Origin of the sequence: Rhodococcus sp. 7Tela_A2, assembly GCF_049311045.1 — a bacterium.
Lineage (GTDB): Bacteria > Actinomycetota > Actinomycetes > Mycobacteriales > Mycobacteriaceae > Rhodococcus.
This window is the reverse complement of record NZ_JAXION010000076.1, coordinates 1-21,106: the sequence shown is the minus strand read 5'-3', so window position 1 is coordinate 21,106 and position 21,106 is coordinate 1. Positions and strand designations below refer to the sequence as shown.

The window sequence follows — 21,106 nt, the reverse complement described above, 5'->3', positions numbered from 1 at the left end:
GGGGCGGCCCACCCCCCCCCCCCCCCCCCCCCCCCCCCCCCCACCGGGGGGGGGGGGGGGGGGGCGGCGAGGGGGATCTGCGATCAGAAGTTGTCGCCGAGTTGCTCGCGCAGTTGCGCGAGCGTCTTGGTGAGCAGGCGAGACACGTGCATCTGCGACACCCCGACACGCTCGGCAATCTGCGTCTGGGTCATGTTGCCGAAGAACCGGAGCAGAACCACCGTGCGTTCGCGAGCGGGAAGCGCCTCGAGCAGCGGACGCAGTGCCTCGTGGTTCTCCACCTCGTCGAGCGCCGCGTCGTAGTCACCGAGTGTGTCGGCCAAGGTCAGGCCGTCGTCACCCGACGGGGACGAACGATCCACGGACACGGTCTGGTACGCGTTGCCGGCGACCAGGCCCTGCATGACCTCTTCTTGGTCGATCCCCAGTTCGGCCGCGAGTTCCGCTGCTGTAGGGGCCCTGCCCAGGTGCTGCGAGAGTTCGGAGGTCGCCTTGCTCAGGGAGAGGTGGAGCTCCTTCATCCGGCGCGGAACGCGCACGGCCCATCCGGTGTCGCGGAAATGACGCCGAACCTCGCCCATGATCGTCGGCACTGCGAACGACACGAAGTCGGACCCGCGTTCGGTGTCGAAGCGGTCGACGGCATTGACGAGGCCGAGGCGCGCGACCTGAAGCAGGTCCTCGAACGCTTCGCCTCGCCCGTCGAATCGGCGCGCGATGTGCTCGGCGAGGGGCAGGCAGCGCTCGACGACCGCATCACGGATCGCCGACCGTTCCGGGTCGTCCTGACTCAGCGTCAGGAGCTTGCTCAAGGTTTCGGTTACGTCGGCGTACTCGTCGCTCGATCGTGCTGGATTTCGGCTCACCGAGCGGCACTACCTTCTGCGATGGACATGTCGATGGTGGAGAGGGTGCCGTCCCCGCGATCCTCCGACGACACCGAGATGGAGTCGGTCAGCGAGTTGAGCACGTGCCACCCGAACGAACGGGGTTGCCCGACCGCGTTGGCGTTCGCGGTGGGGGCGGTCAAGGCGATACGGAGCCGGCCGGGCACCAGTTGAAAGCTGCACGACAGGGTCGCGCCATCCGGCGCGCCCATGATGAGACGGGTCGCGGCCTCGTCCACGGCGAGTTTCACGTCGGCCACCGTATCGAGATCGAAGTCGTGTTGCAGCGCGATTGCGGCAGCGACCGCGCGAAGTACGGACAGCTGGGCGGGGTCGGCCTGAACTCGCAGTTCGACTACCGGGGTGGTGTGGTCTCGTGCCGATTCGATCGACGCGGAATTGGCCATGAGGTTTTGATCTCCATGAGGGGGTCGAAGCAGGTCAGGGGGTCGTTTCCTTGAGGTGTCCCGGCAAGGCTACCCACACCGCCCCGTGTTCAACCTCCCGCCTACCTCATGAGCAGGGAAAGTCACCTACTCGGCGCGGTTCCCCCGCCGAGTCACGGGCCTGGGGTCCGACGCCAGTACGGCGTACACGAAGCTGTCCGTCCACTCGCCCTTGCTCCAGAAGTCCTGCCGGAAATGAGCCTCCCGTCGCATCCCGACGGCAGCTGCCAGTCGAGCCGAAGGCGTATTGCGAGCGTCCATCTGAGCGGCGACGCGGTGCAGCCGGCCATGGTCGAACCCGGTTGTGAGGACGGTCCGGACCGCCTCGCGAGCGAATCCGCGACCGGTGTGGGCCGGATCGAGTACCCAGCCGATCTCGGCCGACCGGTGCTCGCGATCGGTGAGCCAGAGCGAGATATCGCCGACCGGCGCGCCGTCGTGCTCCAGGATCAGCGCTACGGCCCCCTCCTCGCCGTCGAGGTCGGTGCGCGCCAGACGCTTGTCCAGAACCTCTGCCCCGCGAGCCTCGGTCCACGGATCGTCCAGCAGAAAGCGTGCGACGTCCGGCCGGGAGTGGACCGCTACCATCCAATCGAGATCATCGGGGCGATGAAGTCGCAGGCGCAACCGGTCGGTCCTCAACGGCAGTGGGAAGGGCACGCCGCGACCCTAACAACGTGACGAGCACGCGGTCCACACCACGAAGCCGGTCGTCAGGATCACACCAAGAGGCTTCCGGCGCTGCACATCTCGACAGCGGCTCCGGCGCGCCCCGGGTCGACACCCGCGCGCAGATTCTCGCCGCGCGCGAAGGCCACGCCGTCGGCCGGTCGTGGATCGAGGGGCGAGACCGCCGATCTATGTGAGGTCAGGGCCACTCGGGACAGCGGACGGCGGTTGAGAGCTGGCGCCGGTTGCACTAGTGTTTGGGAAGGTTGAGCACACAGCCGGGAACTCGGAAGCGCCACGCGGCCGCGAGGTTTTTCGGTAGGTAGCCGGAGTGCCACCGCTGTCGTCGCGCTTAACAACATCGTCTGTGTTGGGAAGTGTCATGACAGTTTCTCAGCGAATCGCATCGCCTCATCGATGGTCGACCGCGGCTACGTGGTCGGTATGCCCTGCACCCTCCGACGTCGTGGTCGAGCAGTGGTTCGGAGCAGAATTCAGTGCCCTCCCGATCGGCTCCGACGTCATCCAGATCAGGGTGCGTGGAGAGATCGACATCCGTAATGCGCACGCGTTGCGTGATTTCGCCGCCCGACACCTGGAAACGTCCCGCATCGTCCTCGACCTCTCCGACGTCGACTTCTTCGGTGCTGCCGGCCTCAGGGTCTTCGAACACCTGGAGACACGCTGCGAGCAGGGCGGGTATCACTGGGCACTGGTAGGGAGCAGGCCCGTGCACCGCTTGTTCCGCGTGCTCGGGGCCACCATCCCCGTCGTCGCGCACCCGTCGCTCGACAATGCTCTCGCGACGCTCGGGCTCGACCGGGCGTCCTGAGCCCGGCGACTCCGGGGGGAGGTCGAGCGGGATCAAACTGCTATACCTGCGGCAAAGCCCGCGTAGAGCACCATCAGTACAAACAGCGCCCATCCGGTGCCATGCCAGATCTGCCACCGGCCGGCCGCCTGCCAGACCCTGAAGGTCTGCACGAAAGCGCCCAGCCCACCGAGGAGCAGGATCAGAACCGGGCCGAATGCGAGGATCGCGCGCGCGGGGTCGGTACAGACCGCGAAGTCCGCGTCGGCGCAGGTATCGCCTGTATTCAGGCTCGCCCACACGATCACACCGGCCGCGACGACGGCGGCAAGCGCTATCACGCCTGCGGCATACCACATCGCTGTCCGTGCGAGCCGTGAGTCGTTCCGGGGGTTCTTGACCTCAGGTGTCATGAAATATCCTGTGTTGTAGGTAGTTTCGATCGCGTCCCAGTGCGCCACACCGCAGTGACGCGGCCTTCCCGAGCCGGTTCGTCCGTGGTGGGGCACTACACAACGACTACCCCACACGCGGGTAAGTAATCCCCGGCGCAGAGCACTCGCATCGAGCCGGATGCTGTCGGTGCGGTTCGAACAGCGGGTCCCGGGTACTCCGGAGGAACGGTCGGGCAGGGCGGCGATCCCGCTGTCGGTGTTCCCTGCCGATCACGAACCGAAGCGACGATCCGAGGAGGATGTGTGACTGTCTCCGATCCCGAACCACACCGCAATACCGATCCCGATCCGGCGTCGACACCCGATCTCGAGCAGGGCGGAGGGGTCAGTCCCGGTTCCACCCCTCCCGAATCCGGTCAGACCTCCGGGTTGTCCGCTCCGGAACCGGAAACGAGAAACCACTTTCCCGTCAGTGGGTGGGTCGCACTGGTTTCCATCGCTGTGATCGTGGCGATCTTCGTGGCGGTCATCGTCGCGGTGTTGCTCTGATTCCCCGGCGCTGAACTCCGGCTTGCGCTGCGCTGTCTGCCGGCGGTCGGGGACGAAGGAGCCGTACGGAGGGCGGCTCCCGCTATTCGTTCCCGACGCGCTCGTGCAGCGTCATGAGCAGGTGGTCGAACTCAGTCCGGCTCATCGCTTCGGTCCCGGGGCCCGCAGTGATGTCGGCGACGAGTTGCTCGGCGAGTACCCGGAGTTTGACGTTGGTTTCCTGCGACCGCCAGGCCAGCACCTCGAAAGCGTGCTGGGGCGAAATGCAGTACACGAGCATGAGGACGCCTTTGGCCTGTTCGATCACGGCGCGGGATTCGGCGAGTGCGTTCACCGCCAGGTCGACGCCCTCGCGGACCTCTTCCTCGAATGCATCGGACAAGTCCAGATAGAAGCCCGAGGTGCCGAGCAGGGTGCCGTCCTCGTCGACGAGCCGGTCCCCGATCACGGCGACACGCTTCACGTTCCCAGCGGTGTCGATGATCCGGTGCCGGCTACTGAACGGTTCACCCGCCGAACGCACCGCGTCGAGAAGCATCGCGATGTGTTCTTTGTCGTCCGGGTGTTTGTGTTGAAGAAGCAGGTCGGTGGTCGGCGTGACGGTTCCGGGCTCGTAGCCGTGCATCCTCGCGACGGCATCCGACCATTCCCATGCGTCGTCTGCGAGCAAGTACCTGAAGCTACCCACATGCTGGGTGGCACCGTCTCCGGCGTGCCCGGCCAGTGCGGGCTCCTCCGGGATGCTGCGGTCCGTCATATGTCCGATTATGCGGCACACACCGAGCGTCGTCGCCACCGCCTCGAGTGAGGCGGTGGCGAACCAAACGGCATCTATGGGGCACGTCGGTCACAGCTGATAATGCGACCCGCGTCACAAATTGTCCGGACCGGTCAGTGATCCTCGGTGAGGTGGGACAGGAACGAATTCGCCCAGCGGTCGACGTCGTGTGCCATCACGTGTTTGTGCATGGAGCGCATTCGCCGCGCGGCGCTCGCCCGGTCTTCTCCCACGGCGTTCACCACGGCACGTTTGACGTCCTCGAGATCGTGCGGGTTCACCACGTGCGCACGCCTCAACTCTGCGGCGGCCCCCGCGAACTCGCTCAGCACGAGCGCTCCGCTCCCGTCGCCGTGACACGCCACGTACTCCTTGGCGACGAGATTCATACCGTCGCGGAACGGGGTGACAACCATGACGTCGGCCCCGGCGTACATCGCGACCAGTTCGTCGCGATCGACGGGCCGGTGCAGGTAATGCACCACGGGCCGTCCGAGCTGCCCGAACTCGCCGTTGATGTTTCCGACCTGCCGTTCGATGTCGTCGCGCAAGGACGCGTACGCGGAGAGCCGTTCGCGGCTGGGGGTCGCGAGCTGGACCATGACGACCTTTTCGGGGTCGAGCGTGCCCTCGACGAGCAACTCGCGCAATGCCTCGAGCCGAACGCTGATCCCCTTGGTGTAGTCGAGCCGATCGACACCCAGGAGAATCGTCTCCGGGTCGCCCAGCTCCGCACGTATCTCCTTGGCGCGCAGTTTCGTTGCGGCCGTGACCGACTGGTCGCGCAGCTGTGCGGAATCGATCGAGATCGGATACGCGCCGACCCGCACGCGTCGATCCCCGAGATCGATGGTGCCGCCCCCGGTGGTGCCCCGAGGAGAGCTCGGGAGGTCGAGCAGCCGCCGGGCGAGGTACAGGAAGTTCTCGGCGCCGCCGGGCAGGTGGAAACCGACAAGGTCGGCACCCATGAGTCCCTCGAGGATCTCCTTCCGCCACGGCAGCTGGAGGAACAATTCGGTGGGAGGGAACGGGATATGCAGGAAGAACCCGATCCTCAGATCGGGGCGCAGATCGCGAAGCATCCGCGGGACCAGCTGAAGCTGGTAGTCGTGAACCCACACGGTGGCGCCGGGCGCTGCCGCCCGAGCGGCCTCCTCGGCGAACCGGCGGTTGACCTTCTCGTAGGTGCGCCACCAGGCGCGGTCGAACGTCGGCGCGATCACCGCATCGTGGTAGAGCGGCCAGAGCGTCTCGTTGGAGAAGCCCTCGTAGTACTCCGTGACTTCCGCTTCGCTCAGTCGCACCGGATGAAGGGTCAAGCCCTCCTCGACGAACGGGTCGAGCTCGACGTCGGGGGTGCCGGGCCAGCCGACCCACGCGCCGTCGGCGGAACGGAGGACCGGCTCGAGCGCCGTCACGAGCCCGCCGGGGCTCCGACGCCACACCCCTGGTCCACCGTCCGGCGGGGTCTCCAGGTCCACCGGCAGCCGGTTGGCCACGACCACGAATCGGTTGGAGGACGTCTCACTCATCGTTGTTCAACTTTCGCATCGGTATGCGGGCGGGCAGGCTGCGTGAGCTGGGAAGTCACGCCTCCAGCCGCTCCACTTCGACGGACTGCACTTCGTCGAACATCGCGTCGATGCGGCGCTTGATCTCGGCGGTGCTGAAACGTGCCCCGACCGCGGCGGGAGACGGCGTCGCCGCAGCGGGGTCGGGGAGGGCGTCGACCTCAACCATCGTCGAGGGGTCCTTTCTTCTCACAACAAGTACTTCTCACAACTCGGCATGTGCGCTATCGGGCGGTTTTCTCCGTCACCCGTCTCGGTCAGGAGCTACCTGAACCCGCCTCGGCGACCACGTCGATGACGGCCGCGCAGAATGCGGGAAGGTCGTCCGGATTCCGGCTGGACACCAGGTTGCGGTCGATGACCACCTCTTTGTCGACGACGGTTCCGCCGGCATTCCGGATGTCGGTGCGCACGCTCGGATACGAGGTCAACGTGCGGCCGTCCACGACTCCGGCTTCCACCAGCGTCCACGGCCCGTGGCAGATCACGCCGACGGGCTTGTCCGATTGCACGAAGTCCCGCACGAAGGCGACAGTGTCGGGATCCTGGCGCAGATGATCAGGGTTGGTCGTGCCGCCCGGAAGCAGCAGTGCGTCGAAATCGGAGACGTTCGCGTCGGCTACCACCCGGTCGACGGGGTACTTGCCGGCTGCGTTGACATCCTGCTGCATCGCCTGGATCTCGCCGGTCCGGAGCGACAACAGTTCGAGTGTCGCGCCTTCTTTTTCGACGGCCTTCCATGGCTCGACGAGCTCTACCTCTTCGACACCGTCGGTGGCGAGGACCGCAATCCTGCGTCCCGCGAGACGGCCTTGTTCCGCTGTAGTCATATCTATCGTGCCTTTCTCGATCCGGACCCGGATACCCCGGGTCGTGTGTCAGGAAACGTCGCGGTCAGCGGCGATTCAGGTCACTCGTCGCCGGTCCTTCGAGCCGGGTGCCGTCGGCGGCGAAGCGAGATCCGTGCAGGGGACAGTCCCAGGAGGCCTCTTCGTCGTTCCATCGCAGTACCCCTCCGAGATGCGGGCACACCGCCGACACCCGCTGGGTCCGGCCGTCGATCGTGGATATGCCGACGGGAAGGCCGCAGTCGCGCGCGACGCGTCCTTCGCCCTCGCCGGGTGCGGTCGAGGAGTCCGAGCTGGTCTCCGCGCTCCACCATCCGCGGGCGAGGTTGATGCCCACGCCCGCGTTGAGCTTCACCGCGCTCGGGACGTCGAACAGCTGGGACGGGCTCCACGCCGAATACCCGGGAGCCCACGCCTCGATCTCGGGATCGCGTTCACCGGTGATCCGGGTGCTCAACAGGTGCGCGGCGGTGACCGCGTTGGTCATACCCCACTTGCCGTAGCCGGTCGCGACCCAGAGGCGGTCCGTTGTCGGGAGCAGTGGACCGACGTACGGCAGCGAATCGAGCGTGCTGTAGTCCTGCGCGGACCATCGCGCGACGGGCTTCGCTCCCGGGAAATGCCGCTGCGTCCACGCGATGAGGTCCGCGACAGCGGCACGGGTCGATCCCTTGTGCCGGCCCACCACGTGGCCGTTGCCGCCGACGAGCAGCAGAGGGTGGTCGTTGCCGGACGAGGAGGCGCTCCGAGGATTCGCCGCGGGGGCGGTCCGGATCGAGCGGGTGGGCGAGTCCACCGACAGGTACATGCCGCTGGGCGGTGTCTCTGCCACCTCGAACGCGCAGGCGTACGAGCGTTCCGGTTCGAGTCGCGCGAAGAACCCGCCTCGATCCAGGATCGGCATGCCTGTGGCCAGTACGACGTGCGCGCCGCGCACGCTTCCGGACTCGGTCTCGACCGTGCAGCCGCCGCTGTCCGCCGAGGCCGACACGGCGCGGATGCCGGTGAAGACCTCGCCGTCGTTCGCCCGGAGTTCGCGCACAGCAGCGCGCAGCATCGGCATCGGGTCGAACTGGATCTGATTCGGCAGCACGACCGCCGAGGCGACGGGATAGGGCAACTCGGTGTCGGTCACGGTTCGCGTCGGCAGGCCCGCCGCGCGGCAACTGCGGTGTTCTGCCTCGACCGAGCCCACGCTCTCGCCGCTCACGGCGTACGTGTACGCGTCGGCGGTCTCCGTTGCCACGTCGTTGTGCTTGCAGAACTCGGCGATCCACCGCTGGGCGCCGAGATTGCCGTCCACGTACGCCTGCACGACCGGGCGGGAATGCCGGCGCGAGATCTGTGACAGGGCGGTCCCCTGGAGGAGGCTCACCTTGGCGGTGGTGTTGCCGGTGGTCACCGCCCCGATATCACGTGCTTCGAGGATGGCGACGCGCTGCCCGGACCGGGCGAGCAGCAAGGCGGTGACGACGCCTGTCAGCCCTGCGCCGACGACGACGGTGTCGTACACCTCGCGTCGCTGCGTCCACTCGTCGCTGGTGTGGGTGCCGGCCTCGGCGTCTCGTGCGAGCCACAATGACGTCACGTGCGATCTCCTTCGTGGTGGGGTAGGGCGGGTGCGCGCCGGTCGATCCGGGATCTCGTGCCCGGCGGATACCCCGATCGGCGCGGTTAACCCCGGCGGGGGCCGGGTAGCCCGGAAAACACGTGCAATCCACAGCGGAGGAGTTCCCGATGAAGGCAGTGACATGGCAAGGCCGTCGAAAGGTCAGCGTCGACAATGTCCCCGACGCGAAGATCGAGAAGCCGACCGACGCCGTCATTCGAGTCACGACCACCAACATCTGCGGGTCGGATCTGCACCTGTACGAGGTGCTCGGCGCCTTCATGACGCCCGGCGATATTCTCGGGCACGAACCGATGGGGATCGTGGAAGAAGTCGGCGCCGGTGTCACCAGCCTGACTCCGGGAGACCGAGTGGTCATCCCGTTCCAGATATCGTGCGGCAGCTGCTTCATGTGCGACCACGGGCTCCAGTCGCAGTGTGAAACCACTCAGGTTCGCGAAGAGGGGAGTGGCGCAGCACTTTTCGGATACTCGAAGCTGTACGGCAGCGTGCCGGGTGCACAGGCGGAGTATCTCCGTGTTCCCCTGGCCGACTCGACTCACATCAAGGTTCCCGACGGGCCGGCGGACGACCGCTTCTCCTACCTCTCGGACGTGTTGCCCACCGCCTGGCAGGCGGTGGAATACGCGAACATTCCGGACGGCGGCACGGTGGCGGTGCTGGGGCTGGGGCCGATCGGCGAGATGGCAGGACGTATCGCCACGCACCGGGGTGCGCGCGTGATCGCGGTCGATCTGGTGCCGGAACGGCTCGCTCGTGCCGCTTCCCGCGGTATGGAGACGATCGACCTCCGTGAGGCGGGCAGCGATCTCGGCGACATCATCCGCGACCGCACCGACGGTCGCGGCACCGACTCGGTGATCGACGCGGTGGGGATGGAAGCGCACGGGTCGCCGGTGGCCAAGCTTGCCCAGACGGCGACAGGATTCCTGCCCTCGGCGATCGCGGAACCGCTGATGGAGAAGGCAGGAGTGGACAGGCTTCACGCGCTGTACACGGCCATCGATATCGTGCGACGCGGCGGCACCATCTCGCTCAGCGGCGTGTACGGCGGGATGACCGATCCCATGCCCATGATGACGATGTTCGACAAGCAGATCCGGCTGCGCATGGGTCAGGCCAACGTCCTCCACTGGGTGCCGTCGGTGTTGTGCTCGAGTGCCGGGAGACGCGGGCTCAGGAAGGGGACACACCGTCCCGGGAGAATCCGAGGTCGCCTAGATCGGACCCCGCCATCTCGAACGGCATCTGCAGGACGGTCGCGGTGGCCCACCCGCGGCTGAGCAACACGGCGTCGGTGTCGTCCGGCCCGTGGATGTCGATGGCCTTGAAGGACATGGTCACGGTGCGGGTGTCGTCGTCATCGTATTGATCGTCGTAGTCCTCGTCCGAGTCGGAGATCTCCGCCTGAACCGCACCGAATTCGGCCAGCTGGGCCTCGCGCAGCCCGTGCAGTTCCTCGACCGGAACATCGGGGATGTTCACGTTGAGGACCTCGCCGGGTTCCCCGTGCTCCATCGACCATCGCACGGCACGTTCGGCGATGTATTCCGCGGTCTCCCACGACGAGGGATCGGATGCGTTGAGCGACAACGCGACCGCGCGGGCCCCGTGAGCCGCCGCGGTGAGAGCGGCGCCCACGGTTCCGGAATGAAGGATCGCGCGACCGGTGTTGGGCCCGAGGTTGATCCCCGACAGAACGAGGTCGGGAGTGTCACCGAAGGCGCCGTACGACGCGACGAACGTGATCAATGCCGGGGACGCGTGGACCGCGAGAACGTCCACGTCGGGAAGCTCCGGCATGGACCGCCGCGACACCTTCAGCTTTCCGTCGTCCTCGAGGGCGCTCAGCGCTGCGCTGGCGCCGCTTCGTTCGATGTGGGGTGCTGCCACCTGCACGTCGAGGCCCGCCGCGACGGCGACCCGGGCCAGCGCGGCCAGCCCGGGACTGTCGATTCCGTCGTCGTTGACGATCAGCGCCTTCATGTGTGGTCCTTCTCCAGTCGTCGCACCTGCACGTTCTCGGTCATCTTCTCGATCGAGTGCCGCTGACCGGTGGCGAGTCCTCGTCGCGTGACGTTCACTGCGCCGGCGGCGGCACCGAGCCGGAGAGCTTGCTCGAACGGGAGTCCGTCGGCATAGCCGACGGCGAGGCCCGCGGTCATCGAGTCGCCGGCGCCACGGTGGTCCACCGACTGCACCGGGGGCGCCTCGACCTCCCAGACCACCCCGTCGTGCAGTGCGATCGCCGGATCGGCCGCACGTGAGATCACGACGCTTCCGGCACCTTCCTTGTGCAGCGAGTGCATGGCGGCGATGAGGTCGTCGAGGTCCTCCGAGGCCGCGCGGCCGTCTTCGATGAGGTCCTCGTGGCTCACCTTCAGCAGCGACACCCCGCCTTCCAGCGCGGCGGTCAGGGTCGGGCCCGAGAGATCTGCCACGACCGGGATCTTCAGGGCGGACAGGTCGGCGCAGAGGCGGGTGTAGAGCTCGGTGGGTACGGCGTCGTCGCAGTGCGGCCCGCCGATGATCGCAACATCGGCGGACATGCCTGCGCCGAGCGAGGCGCTGAAGAGGTCGTCCGTCTCGTGGCGGGTGAGCGTGGGTGGCTCGACCTCCACGACCACTTCGCGTTCGCCGCCGCGACGGTCGTGGACGTACGAGCCGTTGTCGGAGGCGGAAGACACCGGATGGACCGTGATGCCTTCGCGGCCGATGAGGTCGACGAGAATGCCGCCGGACTCACCGCCGAAGGGGCCGCACAGGTGTACGTCCATGCCCAGGATGGATGCCATCCGGCCGATCCAGAAACCCTGTCCACCGGGATGCACGTGCAGTTCTGTGCTCCCGCTCGGCGCTTTTTCGATCGTGACCGTCAGCAGGGGTGAGGGAGCGAACACGAATGCAGATGCTCCCTGTCTTGCGTCGTCGGACTGTGTGGGTTCTTCTCTGTCTGCGGGCATGTCGCTCAGGTACCCCTCCGCTTCTCGTCTCACACCCGCGCGCGAGGCGCCGGTGTGGGCCGGAGCGGTCGCGGGTATGCCCCCGGCACGGACCGCGGACGAGGAGGGAAATCGGGGATGACCAAAGTCGCGCGCAAGGAGACCACTGCTTCGCCGAGCCGGGTGTGGGATGTCCTGGCGGACGGGTGGAGCTATGCGACGTGGGTCGTCGGAGCCTCCCGCATTCGGAAGGTCGACGCGACCTGGCCGGCCGTCGGCAGCCGCATCCATCATTCGGTCGGACTCTGGCCCGTGCTGCTCGACGACCGCACCGAGGTTCTCTCGGCGACCCCCGAACGAGAACTCGTCTTGCGTGCACGCGCGTGGGCTTTCGGCCAGGCCGAGATCAGGTTGACGATCGAACCCGCGTCCGGAGGCGGGTCGACGATCACCATGGCCGAGCACGTCGTGAGCGGGCTCCCCAGCATGCTGCCCGAGTTCGTACAGGAATCCGCGGTATGGCCGCGGAATCGGGAGTGCCTGTCCCGGTTGACGCTCCTCGCGCAACGTGCGACTCCCTCGGGGCCCGCGCGATGAGTACCGAAACTGTCGATGCCGTCGTCATCGGTGCCGGTCCCAACGGGCTCACCGCAGCGGCGGCACTCGCGGATGCCGGCTGGGACGTACTGGTGCTCGAGGAACAACCGCAACCCGGCGGTGCCGTACGCAGCGCCGAACTCCATCCGGGTTTCCGGACCGACCTGTTCAGCGCGTTCTATCCGCTCGGAGCGGTGTCGCCCGCCTTTGCCGCACTCGACCTCGAGTCCCACGGTTTGAGCTGGAGCCGGTCGCCCAACTCGTTCGGTCATCCGCTCGGTCCCGAGGACGAGGACGCGGTGGTGGTCTCGCGCCGTGCCGAAGACACCGCCGCCGATCTCGAACGCCGGTGCGCCGGTGACGGGGAAGCCTGGATGACGCTCGTCGAGCAGTGGAACACGGTGCGCGGTTCACTGCTGAAGCTGCTTCTTTCCCCGTTCCCGCCGGTTCGGGGTTCGACGTCACTGCTGCGCGCACTCGGGCCTGCGGAATCTCTGCGCTTCGCCAGGATGCTGGCGCTTCCCGTCCGTCGCCTGAGCGAGGAATTGTTCGGCGGAGATGCAGCCCGCCTGCTCCTGCTCGGCAATGCCATGCACTCCGATATCCCTCCCGACGCCCCGGGCAGCGGCGTGATGGGTTACCTCTTGACCATGCTCGCCCAGGACGTGGGTTTCCCGTGTCCGGTCGGCGGTGCGGGTGCCCTCACCGACGCTCTGGTCCGCCGCGGTGAACATGCCGGTGTGCAGATCCGATGTGGCGATCGCGTCACCGATATCGACGTCGAAGACGGAACCGCCGTAGCGGTGCGTACTGCGGGCGGACGACGGGTGAAGGTCCGCCGGGCGATACTCGCGGACGTGTCGGCGCCCGCGCTGTACGAAAAGTTGCTCGCGAGTTCCTCCGTCACCGAGCGTGCCCGTGCCGACCTGCAGGGATTCGAATGGGACACGCCCGTGGTCAAGGTGAACTACGCGCTCGACAGTCCTGTGCCGTGGCGGTCGGAGTCGTTGTCCCGGACGGGCACCGTGCATGTCGGTGCCGATTCGAACGCGATGGTCCGCTGGTCGGCGGATCTGTCGACAGGGGTGGTTCCGGAGTCTCCGTTCCTGCTCTTCGGGCAGATGACGACGACGGATCCCACCCGGTCGCCCGCCGGGACCGAAAGTGCCTGGGCGTACACGCACCTGCCCCGCGGCGTCACCGACGACGAGTCCGCCGACCTTCTCGCCGAGAGGGTCGACGCCCAGCTCGAGGCGTACGCGCCCGGATTCCGGGACACGATTCTGGGCCGGACCGTGCAGCGTCCCGCCGATCTCGAAGCGGCTGACGCCAACCTGGTCGGTGGAGCGGTCAACGGTGGTACCGCGCAGATCCACCAGCAGTTGTTCCTTCGTCCCGCGCCAGGACTCGGCGGGTCGCGGACCCCGGTGGGCAAGCTGTATCTGGCCAGCGCAGGAGCACACCCCGGCGGCGGCGTACACGGAATGTGCGGCTGGAACGCCGCCGATGCCGCACTGCAGGATCAGCGAGCGACGGGGCCGCTGCGACGCGGCCTGCACGCCCTGGGGCGCCGGGTGATGTCCTGACCGAGAAGTCGTGGTCGTAAACGGCAGGTTTCGCGGATCTGGGGTACGGGTATTCGCGGCCATGACCGAATACCCGCTCGATGGCGCGTTGTGGGCGTCGTCGACGGGAAGATGCGCCCTCCGCACGGTCGGCTCAGGCATTGGCTGGTGCGTAGTCGTCGACTCCGCACATCGAACCCCGGGGTGATGTAGCTGTGACCACTTCTCCAGTCCTCGACCGTCCGGATTCCCCTCGAGTGTGGCGTCTGCCCGGCGTGTACCGCCCCCAAGAGGATTCGTTTCTTCTTGCGCGGGCGCTCCGCGACGCCGGAGGTGCACAGGACGCCAAAGTCCTCGATTTCTGTACCGGGAGTGGGTTTCTCGCAATCACAGCCGCGAGGGCGGGGGCCGGGGCGGTGACTGCGCTCGATATTTCACGCAGGGCGGTTCTCACCGCGCGGGCAAATGCCCTGTCGCGGAGGCTGCCGATCTCGGTACTTCGAGGAAGTCTGGATGTGGCCGTGGAACACGGTCCGTTCGACGTGGTTCTCTCCAACCCGCCCTATGTGCCGGACGACGGCCGGGGCAGTGAGGATCCGCGCTGGGATGCCGGTCCGGACGGGCGATCGGTGCTCGACCCGTTGTGCGACTCCTTGCCCCGGCTCTTGTCTCCGCGCGGATTCGCGTTGCTCGTGCACTCGGAATTCACCGGGGTAGACGAAACACTCGAGCGTGTGCGCGCCGCCGGTCTTTCGGGCTCGGTCGTGGCCCGCGAACGCATCCCGTTCGGACCGGTCCTGCAGAGTCGCCTGAGCTATCTCCAGGAAGTGGAGCTGGCACAACAGGGCATCGATACCGAAGAGGTGGTGGTGATCCGTGCAGGCAGGCACTGAGAGCGAGGGTGGCCGCCACGTGGTGAACGCGACCTCCGGTAGCGCAGAGGACGTCACGGTCGTCCGCAAAATCAAAGGCGGACCGATGCTCGTGAACGGTCCGGTTCGGATCGAGACCGAGGACGGGTCCGTGACGGAATCGGACCGGTTCGTCGTGGCAGTGTGCCGATGCCGGCGTAGCGAGTTGTATCCGCTGTGCGATACCAGTCATCGCCGGCCGATACGGTCCCGGGACCGATAACCGCAGAAAGCCCGAACGCGGGGTTCCCGAGCATGTGATCGGGTTCCGTGCGAACGGGCTTTCTTGTGGTGGTTCTACCGCACAACAGCCGAAGCCCGGACGCCGTAGCGTCCGGACTTCGACTGTTCTAAGGATCAATACCAGTGGGCGCGACCACCGACGGCCTTGCCGGAGGCTCCCAGGATTGCCATGATGACGCCGATCACCAGGAGGATGACACCCAGTGTCGTCAGGATCGAGATCCCGGTGAAGAATCCGACCACGAGAAGAATCAGGCCCAGAACAATCATTGCGTCCACCTCGCTGTCTTGTCCGATGCCGAGCGGCTCCGGATCCAAGTCCTGAATACCCGGATTGTCCGCATCGAAACACACGCCCCAAAAAATTCTGTGTGCGGGCCGAGCGGGGTGCACCGGAGGGCGTCGCGCCAATGGTCTCCCGCAGGGATTGACCGCCCGAACCGGGGGTAGTCCCCTGGTCATGACCAAAAGCGAAGTCGAGGGTGCGACAGTGGAGCGTCGGCCCGAAAGAGGCAGGAGTCTGCTGGCGGGCGCGTTCCTCGGGTTGGGCGCGGTCGCGATGACCGACGAGGTGATCTTTCACCAGATACTCCATTGGCATCACTTCTACGACCGGTCCACCACGTCGGCGGGTCTGGTGTCGGACGGCTTGTTCCACGCGTTCAGCTGGTTCGCCACCGTCGCCGGCTTCTACCTGGTGGTCATGGCGATCCGTGACCGGACGTTGTGGGTGCGAGCCCTGGTGGGCGGCTTCGTGACGGCGGTGGGTGCGTTCCAGTTGTACGACGGCCTGGTGCAGCACAAGCTGATGGGCCTTCACCAGATCCGATACGAAGTCGATCTTCTCCCGTACGACCTGACGTGGAACATCCTTGCCGCGGTGCTGCTCGTGTGCGGTGGCGCGATCATCGCGTCCACGTACCGGCAGGAGCCGGTGAGGACGGAATCGCGATGATGCCGTTCGTCGTCTGGGGCGTGGCGATCTGCGCGGTGCTGGCCTACTGGGCGGCAGCCGCGGCGGCGAAGTCGTGGTCGCTCGCGCGCACCGCCGGTTGGACGGTGGGCTGGCTCGCGCTCGCCGCGGTGTGGGGTAACTCCGCATCCGCGGACAGCCCGGCGCAGGGCCACGGCGCGCAGCACGGCCACGGTGCGGCCAACGAATCCTTCGACTTCGCGGGTCACATGGTGTCCCACGTGGTAGCCGGCATGGCGGTACCGCTACTGCTGGTGCTCGCCGCACCGGTCACCCTCGCGCTGCGCGTGCTCCCTCTGCGCGAGGCCCGACGCGTCTCCCGGGTGCTGCGCTCCCGGCCCTGTGAAGTGCTCACCCACCCGCTCGTCGCGGCGACACTCAACGTCGGCGGGCTGTGGCTTCTCTATCGGACATGGTTGTTCGACTACATGCACGGCGGAACGTGGGTGATGTGGCTGATCGAGTTCCACATCGTCGCAGCCGGGTACCTGTACACCTATTCGCTGGTGGGAGTGGACCCTTCTCCTCACCGCACATCGTTCGGCTTACGGGCCGCAGTGCTGGTGGTGTCCATTGCCGCCCACAACATCCTCGCGAAGACGCTGTACGCGGACCCGCCTCCCGGCGTCTCCGCAGAGCAGGCCGAAATGGGCAGCCAGATCATGTACTACGGGGGATTGCCCTTCGAACTGGCTCTGGTCGTGCTGCTGTGTCATCGGTGGGCGGCACGTGCTCGTCGCCGGCCCGTGCTCGTCGCCGGCCCGAGATGTCCGCGCCGGACCTTCTCCGCACGACCTGACAGTGAGCGGTTACTCGTGCGAAGGGTTTGAGCAGTGCCGTTTCCGGGGTATGCGATTGCCACGCAAACAAAAGCACTTGGAGGATCGCAATCATGTCGAAATACACGGTGCCCGGTTTGAGCGGCAAGAACGGCACGAAAGTTGCCGGTGTCCTGCAGCAGCGCCTGAGCGCGTACAACGACCTGCATCTCACTCTCAAGCACATTCACTGGAACGTTGTCGGACCCAACTTCATCGGCGTCCACGAGATGATCGATCCCCAGGTTGAACTCGTGCGTGGATACGCGGACGAAGTAGCAGAACGCATCGCGACGCTCGGTGAATCGCCGAAGGGCACGCCGGGAGCTATCGAGAAGAACCGCACATGGGACGACTACTCGGTGGGCCGCGACACCGCTCAGGCTCACCTCGCCGCGCTCGACCTCGTCTACGACGGGGTGATCACCGACAACCGTAAGGCCATCGAGGAAGTCGGCGAACTCGATCCGATCACCGAAGACGTCCTTATCGGGCACACCGGTCAGCTCGAGAAGTTCCAGTGGTTCGTGCGTGCGCACCTGGAGAACGCTGCCGGGGCCCTGGCCCACGGAAACGCCTCCACCGAGAAGGAAGCGGCCGACAAGGTCCGCTGACCGGAGACAGGATTCTCTCGTGCCGGATGCCGCGGTCGCAAAAATCATCGTGACCGGGGCCAGCGGCAATGTGGGATCCGCGCTGCTGCGTCGTCTCGCGCAGTGGCCCGAACCTCCCGAGATCACAGGGGTCGCGCGCCGGATACCTCCGGCGCGCGGCCCCTATTCTTCTGCGCGCTGGTGTCGCGTCGACCTCGCGGAGCCCGAGTCGTACGGGGTGCTGCGGCGGCTGATGTCCGGTGCCGATGCCGTCGTCCACCTTGCCTGGGGATTTCAGCCGTCGCACCGGCGAGAATACTTGCGGCGCACCGCAGTCGAGGGAACACGCGCCGTGTATTCGGCGGCAGCGGACGCCGGCGTACCGCACGTGCTGCACATGTCCTCCGGCGCGGCGTACTCGCCGGGATCGTACGGCCGGCCCGTCGACGAGTCCTGGCCGACGAAGGGGATACCCGGCTGTGCCTACAGCGTGGACAAGGTGGCGGCCGAAAGGGTGCTCGACGAATTGTCGGGTGTGCCGGGTGCGCCGGACCTGCTGCGGTTACGCCCGGGGTTCATCGGGCAATACGCAGCGGGGTCGGGCCTCGCCCGATACGTGCTGCCGGACGCGGTGCCGTCCGCGATCACCCGCCACGTCCCGGTGCTGCCCGTCGACCGGAGACTCACGATCCCCGCGGTGCATGCCGACGATGTGGCCGCGGCAATCGACTCCGCACTCCGACGTCGTGCGGTGGGCGCGGTCAACCTGGCCTCGCCGGTGCCCGTCGGCGCCGAAGACTTCGCCGCACCGTTCGGTTGCTCCACCGTCCACGTTCCCGCACGACTGCTCTCCGCGGTGGCCGACGCCGGTTGGCACGCGCGACTTCAGCCGGTTCAGGGCGGGTGGGTCGACCTGGCATACGCCACTCCCATGCTCGGATGCGAGCGGGCGTCCGCAGTGCTCGGCTGGGCGCCGCGGCATTCCGGTCCCGCCGTCTGGGCGGAGACGATCGCCGGCATGCGTGCGCGGGGCGGAACCTGCAGTCCGGTGTTGCGTGCGCGCACCGCGCGGGAACTTCTCGCTGTGCTTGTCGGGCGCGGCCCGATCGGGCGCCGGATTCCGCCTTGACCGGATCACACTGCGGGGGAGCTTGTTTCTCGATCGCCCGAGTTTTGTCGGGCCGCACGAAGGGGTACAAACCACTATGACCAACACATCGAGGCACGAGCCGCCGACCACCGGCTCCCGGGTAGCGGGATGGATCGGCTACGCGTGCGTTCTTGCGAGCATTGCTGTCGTCGCCATGGCGCTCTTCGCTGCAGGAGACGGGTTCGCCGGCTGGACAGTGGTTGCCGTCGTCATCGCTGCGGCGCTCCTCTCGGCCGGCGCGGCGTTGATCACGATCAATTTCCGTCACCGCCGGCTCCACGGTTCGGGTGGAACCCCGACCCACGAGCCGGGCGTCCTCGACTGACGCGGCGTACCCGTCGGACCGCTCCGGTGGATCAGCTCACGGGCTGGTCCACCGGAGCGATGTCGTCGAGGGACGCACGAAGCGTCGTCGAACCCTTCGACCAGTTGTCCAGCAGGTGGTGTGCGAGGCGGCCTTCGAGGAACTCCGCGGCCTCCGCGCCGAACACGATGTCGCTCGCGCAGCGGGGGTCGGCCGCGATCATGTCACCCACCACGTCGTGCCGCAGCACCAGTTCGTGCACGGCATCCGCTTCGATGTGCTCGGTGTAGAACGTGACGCATGCGGGGTCTGCGCCGAGACGTTCCAGGGCCGACGCCATCCGCCGGGCACTCGGAGCCGTGGTGATCTCCGCAGCGGTGAACATCCCCACGAGCATCGGCATGTGCGCCCGGTGCAGCCCGCAGAGCGACATGAAATTGACGGTCGCGAGGGTGACGGCCGGCACGGCGTCGAGATAGCCGAGGTAGCTCTCGTCGAGGTCGGCCGCTTTCAGCAGATCGGCGTACAGGCGGGAGTGCATCCTGTCGGCGCGACCACCGCCGTATTCGTCGAATTCGACCGCGACGAGTGCCGCTTTCGCACGGCCCCGCAGGCGAGGAATGGCGAACGCGTGCGGATCCGCTTCCTTCAGGTGGTAGATCGAGCGGTGTACGAAGAACTCGCGGATCTGGTCCCAGGTGCCGCGTTCCGCCAGTTCGTGCGACACGCCCCAGGCGTCTTTCGGCTCGCGGTAGAGCGCGTCGAACGTCGCGTCCGTGTCGTCGCCGACCTGAACGGCGGCGCGCAACTGTGCGAGGAACAGACGCTCGAGGTCGGCGCGCAGTCCCAGGGGTCCCGGCGCCCACTCCCACGACGCGTCGACACCGTCGAAACCGCGGTAGTGCAACTCGTAGAGCACGGTCAGGGCCAGTTGCACGTCGTCGCCGTACGGGTCGGGCTCACCGACTGCGATCTGCCAGGCCGCGGCGTCGGCGGGACGGGCCAGCCGTTCGACGACGGCGGCGGAGATCGGCCCCCGCGGGGTCGGCAGAGAAGCGGCGGACAGGTCACACGGCCGGATCACATCAGACATACGTGCCGGTTACCCCTGGCGGGCCCGGCGGAAACGGATACGTGTGCCCACCGGCGCAGGGGGTAACCGCTCGCTATGGCAGACGACAAGGAACGGAAACCGCACACCATCGACTATCCGGGCGATACGACCGACATGGCGGAACGCCCCCGCGACGAGATGCGCGACTATCGCGGCAGGGACTTGCTCGCCGGCGGGCGAGCGTTGATCACCGGTGGTGACTCCGGGATCGGCCGGGCGGTCGCGGTGGCCTTCGCGAAGGAAGGTGCGGACGTGGCGATCGCCTACCTGGAGGAACAGGAGGATGCCGAGCACACCGCTGCTCTCGTGGAGGCGGAAGGACGCGCATGTCACCTGTACCCGGGAGATCTCGCGGACCCGGCTCACTGCCGCACGGTTGTCGCCGAGGCCGCGGCCGCCATGGGCGGTCTGGAGATCGTCGTCAACAATGTCGGTACCCAACAGCCGGTCGACGACTTCGCGGAACTCGACGATGAGCAGTGGCGAAGGACCTTCGCCGTCAATATCGACAGCTTCTTCCATGTCACCAAGGCGGCGCTGCCGCACCTTCCCCGGGGCGGCGCCGTGATCAACACCGCCTCGATCAACGGGCTGCGCGGGAACAAGACACTGATCGACTACTCGGCGACCAAGGGCGCCGTGATCGCGTTGACCTATTCGCTCGCGCAGGCACTGAGCGACCGGGGGATCAGGGTCAACTGTGTCGCGCCGGGACCGGTGTGGACCCCGCTGATTCCCGCGACGATGGACGCGGAGAAGGTGTCCGAGTTCGGTCAGCAGGCACCGTACGGCAGGGCCGCGCAACCCGACGAGATCGCGCCGTCGTACGTCTTCTTCGCCTCGGCGACGATGTCCTCCTATTACAGCGGGGAAGTGCTGGCTCCTATCGGAGGTGAGACGCTGCCCGGGTGACTGCCGGCCGGATTCGGCAAGAACAGTCAAGCGCGACCGCGCGAAGGTCGTCAGACTTGCCCTATGTCCGAAACCCGGCTGTCCGAGCCCCGGCGCGACCGCTTGCGTGAACTCCTCGACGCGGTGCTCGACGAGAACAACGTCAACCTCGAACAGATGGCGCAGGGGGCGTACGCGTCCCCCTGGCACTTCACACGCCAGTTCGGTGTCGGTACCGGGGAGTCCCCGGTGGCCCTGCGGCGGAGAGTGATGCTCGAACGCGCGGCCTGGCAACTGGCCAACGGCGCCGGTGTCACCGATGCCGCGTTCGGGGCCGGTTACAGCAGCGTCGAAGGGTTCGGGCGCGCGTATGCACGCGCGTACGGATATCCACCCAGTGCGACGACGAGGACGTCGTCGC

General features: G+C 67.0%; 27 protein-coding genes. 14 read left to right on the top strand and 13 right to left on the bottom strand.

Annotated features, from left to right (window positions below):
* Nucleotides 1-83 precede the first annotated feature (83 nt).
* From TVH25_RS14750 to TVH25_RS14740, 3 genes are all read right to left on the bottom strand, one after another.
* Nucleotides 84-866, bottom strand: coding sequence for a SigB/SigF/SigG family RNA polymerase sigma factor (locus tag TVH25_RS14750; protein ID WP_169619316.1), 783 nt, complete (start codon nucleotides 864-866; stop codon nucleotides 84-86).
* The gene (locus tag TVH25_RS14745; protein ID WP_296549625.1) at nucleotides 863-1,294 is read right to left on the bottom strand and encodes an ATP-binding protein; all 432 of its coding nucleotides are present in this window, start codon (nucleotides 1,292-1,294) and stop codon (nucleotides 863-865) included. The genes TVH25_RS14750 and TVH25_RS14745 overlap by 4 nt, the downstream gene beginning before the upstream one ends.
* Before the next feature lie 126 nt (nucleotides 1,295-1,420).
* Complete coding sequence (locus tag TVH25_RS14740) at nucleotides 1,421-1,993, bottom strand: GNAT family N-acetyltransferase (protein WP_422424626.1); 573 nt, start codon at nucleotides 1,991-1,993, stop codon at nucleotides 1,421-1,423.
* A 475-nt stretch (nucleotides 1,994-2,468) separates the two neighbouring features.
* On the opposite strand from TVH25_RS14740, the gene TVH25_RS14735 reads away from it, so the two are divergent.
* On the top strand, nucleotides 2,469-2,834 hold the full coding sequence (locus TVH25_RS14735) for an anti-sigma factor antagonist (protein ID WP_346765032.1): 366 nt from the start codon (nucleotides 2,469-2,471) through the stop codon (nucleotides 2,832-2,834).
* A gap of 32 nt (nucleotides 2,835-2,866) precedes the next feature.
* Here the strand turns inward: TVH25_RS14735 and TVH25_RS14730 are convergent, their stop codons facing one another.
* Complete coding sequence (locus TVH25_RS14730) at nucleotides 2,867-3,226, bottom strand: hypothetical protein (RefSeq protein ID WP_169619320.1); 360 nt, start codon at nucleotides 3,224-3,226, stop codon at nucleotides 2,867-2,869.
* 285 nt (nucleotides 3,227-3,511) lie between these two features.
* Between TVH25_RS14730 and TVH25_RS14725 the strand changes: the two genes are divergently transcribed.
* On the top strand, nucleotides 3,512-3,757 hold the full coding sequence (locus TVH25_RS14725) for a DUF6480 family protein (RefSeq protein WP_169619321.1): 246 nt from the start codon (nucleotides 3,512-3,514) through the stop codon (nucleotides 3,755-3,757).
* Between the two features lie 82 nt (nucleotides 3,758-3,839).
* On the opposite strand, the gene TVH25_RS14720 is transcribed toward TVH25_RS14725, so the two are convergent.
* From TVH25_RS14720 to TVH25_RS14700, 5 genes are all read right to left on the bottom strand, one after another.
* Nucleotides 3,840-4,514 (bottom strand): PAS and ANTAR domain-containing protein, encoded by a 675-nt coding sequence (locus TVH25_RS14720; protein WP_378529039.1) that lies wholly within the window; start codon nucleotides 4,512-4,514, stop codon nucleotides 3,840-3,842.
* 134 nt (nucleotides 4,515-4,648) lie between these two features.
* The gene (locus TVH25_RS14715; RefSeq protein ID WP_422424624.1) at nucleotides 4,649-6,067 is read right to left on the bottom strand and encodes an alpha,alpha-trehalose-phosphate synthase (UDP-forming); all 1,419 of its coding nucleotides are present in this window, start codon (nucleotides 6,065-6,067) and stop codon (nucleotides 4,649-4,651) included.
* Between the two features lie 55 nt (nucleotides 6,068-6,122).
* Entirely contained in the window at nucleotides 6,123-6,275 is a 153-nt protein-coding gene (locus TVH25_RS14710) for a hypothetical protein (protein ID WP_422424622.1), read from the bottom strand.
* A gap of 88 nt (nucleotides 6,276-6,363) precedes the next feature.
* On the bottom strand, nucleotides 6,364-6,936 hold the full coding sequence (locus tag TVH25_RS14705) for a type 1 glutamine amidotransferase domain-containing protein (protein ID WP_422424621.1): 573 nt from the start codon (nucleotides 6,934-6,936) through the stop codon (nucleotides 6,364-6,366).
* A 64-nt stretch (nucleotides 6,937-7,000) separates the two neighbouring features.
* Nucleotides 7,001-8,542 carry an FAD-dependent oxidoreductase gene (locus TVH25_RS14700; protein WP_422424619.1) on the bottom strand — a complete coding sequence of 514 codons (1,542 nt, stop codon included), beginning with the start codon at nucleotides 8,540-8,542 and terminating at the stop codon, nucleotides 7,001-7,003.
* 149 nt (nucleotides 8,543-8,691) lie between these two features.
* Here TVH25_RS14700 and TVH25_RS14695 point away from each other — a divergent pair, with 149 nt between their 5' ends.
* The gene (locus TVH25_RS14695) at nucleotides 8,692-9,867 is read left to right on the top strand and encodes an alcohol dehydrogenase catalytic domain-containing protein (RefSeq protein WP_422424617.1); all 1,176 of its coding nucleotides are present in this window, start codon (nucleotides 8,692-8,694) and stop codon (nucleotides 9,865-9,867) included.
* Here the strand turns inward: TVH25_RS14695 and surE are convergent.
* Both surE and TVH25_RS14685 read right to left on the bottom strand, forming a co-directional pair.
* Nucleotides 9,761-10,570 carry a 5'/3'-nucleotidase SurE gene (surE, locus tag TVH25_RS14690; protein WP_169619328.1) on the bottom strand — a complete coding sequence of 270 codons (810 nt, stop codon included), beginning with the start codon at nucleotides 10,568-10,570 and terminating at the stop codon, nucleotides 9,761-9,763. The genes TVH25_RS14695 and surE overlap by 107 nt on opposite strands.
* Nucleotides 10,567-11,484 carry a PfkB family carbohydrate kinase gene (locus tag TVH25_RS14685; protein WP_346765267.1) on the bottom strand — a complete coding sequence of 306 codons (918 nt, stop codon included), beginning with the start codon at nucleotides 11,482-11,484 and terminating at the stop codon, nucleotides 10,567-10,569. Before TVH25_RS14685 ends, surE begins: the two co-directional genes overlap by 4 nt.
* Nucleotides 11,485-11,664: 180 nt before the next feature.
* Between TVH25_RS14685 and TVH25_RS14680 the strand changes: the two genes are divergently transcribed.
* From TVH25_RS14680 to TVH25_RS14665, 4 genes are all read left to right on the top strand, one after another.
* Nucleotides 11,665-12,123, top strand: a complete 459-nt coding sequence (locus TVH25_RS14680; protein ID WP_378529134.1) for an SRPBCC family protein — start codon at nucleotides 11,665-11,667, stop codon at nucleotides 12,121-12,123.
* Nucleotides 12,120-13,709, top strand: coding sequence for a phytoene desaturase family protein (locus tag TVH25_RS14675; protein WP_378529135.1), 1,590 nt, complete (start codon nucleotides 12,120-12,122; stop codon nucleotides 13,707-13,709). The genes TVH25_RS14680 and TVH25_RS14675 overlap by 4 nt, the downstream gene beginning before the upstream one ends.
* 254 nt (nucleotides 13,710-13,963) lie before the next feature.
* Nucleotides 13,964-14,581, top strand: a complete 618-nt coding sequence (locus TVH25_RS14670) for a HemK2/MTQ2 family protein methyltransferase (RefSeq protein ID WP_169619604.1) — start codon at nucleotides 13,964-13,966, stop codon at nucleotides 14,579-14,581.
* A gap of 85 nt (nucleotides 14,582-14,666) precedes the next feature.
* The gene (locus TVH25_RS14665; protein ID WP_169619605.1) at nucleotides 14,667-14,822 is read left to right on the top strand and encodes a CDGSH iron-sulfur domain-containing protein; all 156 of its coding nucleotides are present in this window, start codon (nucleotides 14,667-14,669) and stop codon (nucleotides 14,820-14,822) included.
* A gap of 134 nt (nucleotides 14,823-14,956) precedes the next feature.
* On the opposite strand, the gene TVH25_RS14660 is transcribed toward TVH25_RS14665, so the two are convergent.
* Entirely contained in the window at nucleotides 14,957-15,112 is a 156-nt protein-coding gene (locus tag TVH25_RS14660; RefSeq protein WP_169619332.1) for a DUF6131 family protein, read from the bottom strand.
* A gap of 190 nt (nucleotides 15,113-15,302) precedes the next feature.
* On the opposite strand from TVH25_RS14660, the gene TVH25_RS14655 reads away from it, so the two are divergent.
* The 5 genes from TVH25_RS14655 (at nucleotide 15,303) to TVH25_RS14635 (ending at nucleotide 18,701) form a co-directional block, all read left to right on the top strand.
* Nucleotides 15,303-15,797: a DUF2243 domain-containing protein gene (locus TVH25_RS14655; protein ID WP_422424613.1), complete on the top strand. Its 495-nt coding sequence runs from the start codon at nucleotides 15,303-15,305 to the stop codon at nucleotides 15,795-15,797.
* A complete protein-coding gene (locus TVH25_RS14650; RefSeq protein WP_422424611.1) occupies nucleotides 15,794-16,645 on the top strand; it encodes a cytochrome c oxidase assembly protein in 852 nt (283 codons plus the stop codon). Before TVH25_RS14655 ends, TVH25_RS14650 begins: the two co-directional genes overlap by 4 nt.
* Before the next feature lie 62 nt (nucleotides 16,646-16,707).
* Entirely contained in the window at nucleotides 16,708-17,247 is a 540-nt protein-coding gene (locus tag TVH25_RS14645) for a Dps family protein (protein ID WP_169619335.1), read from the top strand.
* A 19-nt stretch (nucleotides 17,248-17,266) separates the two neighbouring features.
* Entirely contained in the window at nucleotides 17,267-18,355 is a 1,089-nt protein-coding gene (locus tag TVH25_RS14640; RefSeq protein WP_422424609.1) for an NAD-dependent epimerase/dehydratase family protein, read from the top strand.
* Nucleotides 18,356-18,431: 76 nt separating this feature from the next.
* A complete protein-coding gene (locus tag TVH25_RS14635) occupies nucleotides 18,432-18,701 on the top strand; it encodes a hypothetical protein (protein ID WP_169619336.1) in 270 nt (89 codons plus the stop codon).
* A gap of 31 nt (nucleotides 18,702-18,732) precedes the next feature.
* Here TVH25_RS14635 and TVH25_RS14630 read toward each other — a convergent pair whose 3' ends face one another.
* Entirely contained in the window at nucleotides 18,733-19,773 is a 1,041-nt protein-coding gene (locus tag TVH25_RS14630; RefSeq protein WP_422424607.1) for an iron-containing redox enzyme family protein, read from the bottom strand.
* Nucleotides 19,774-19,848: 75 nt separating this feature from the next.
* Here TVH25_RS14630 and TVH25_RS14625 point away from each other — a divergent pair, with 75 nt between their 5' ends.
* Complete coding sequence (locus tag TVH25_RS14625) at nucleotides 19,849-20,706, top strand: SDR family oxidoreductase (RefSeq protein ID WP_422424605.1); 858 nt, start codon at nucleotides 19,849-19,851, stop codon at nucleotides 20,704-20,706.
* A gap of 63 nt (nucleotides 20,707-20,769) precedes the next feature.
* Nucleotides 20,770-21,106: helix-turn-helix transcriptional regulator (locus TVH25_RS14620; protein ID WP_422424603.1), on the top strand; the 337-nt coding region annotated here is incomplete at its 3' end.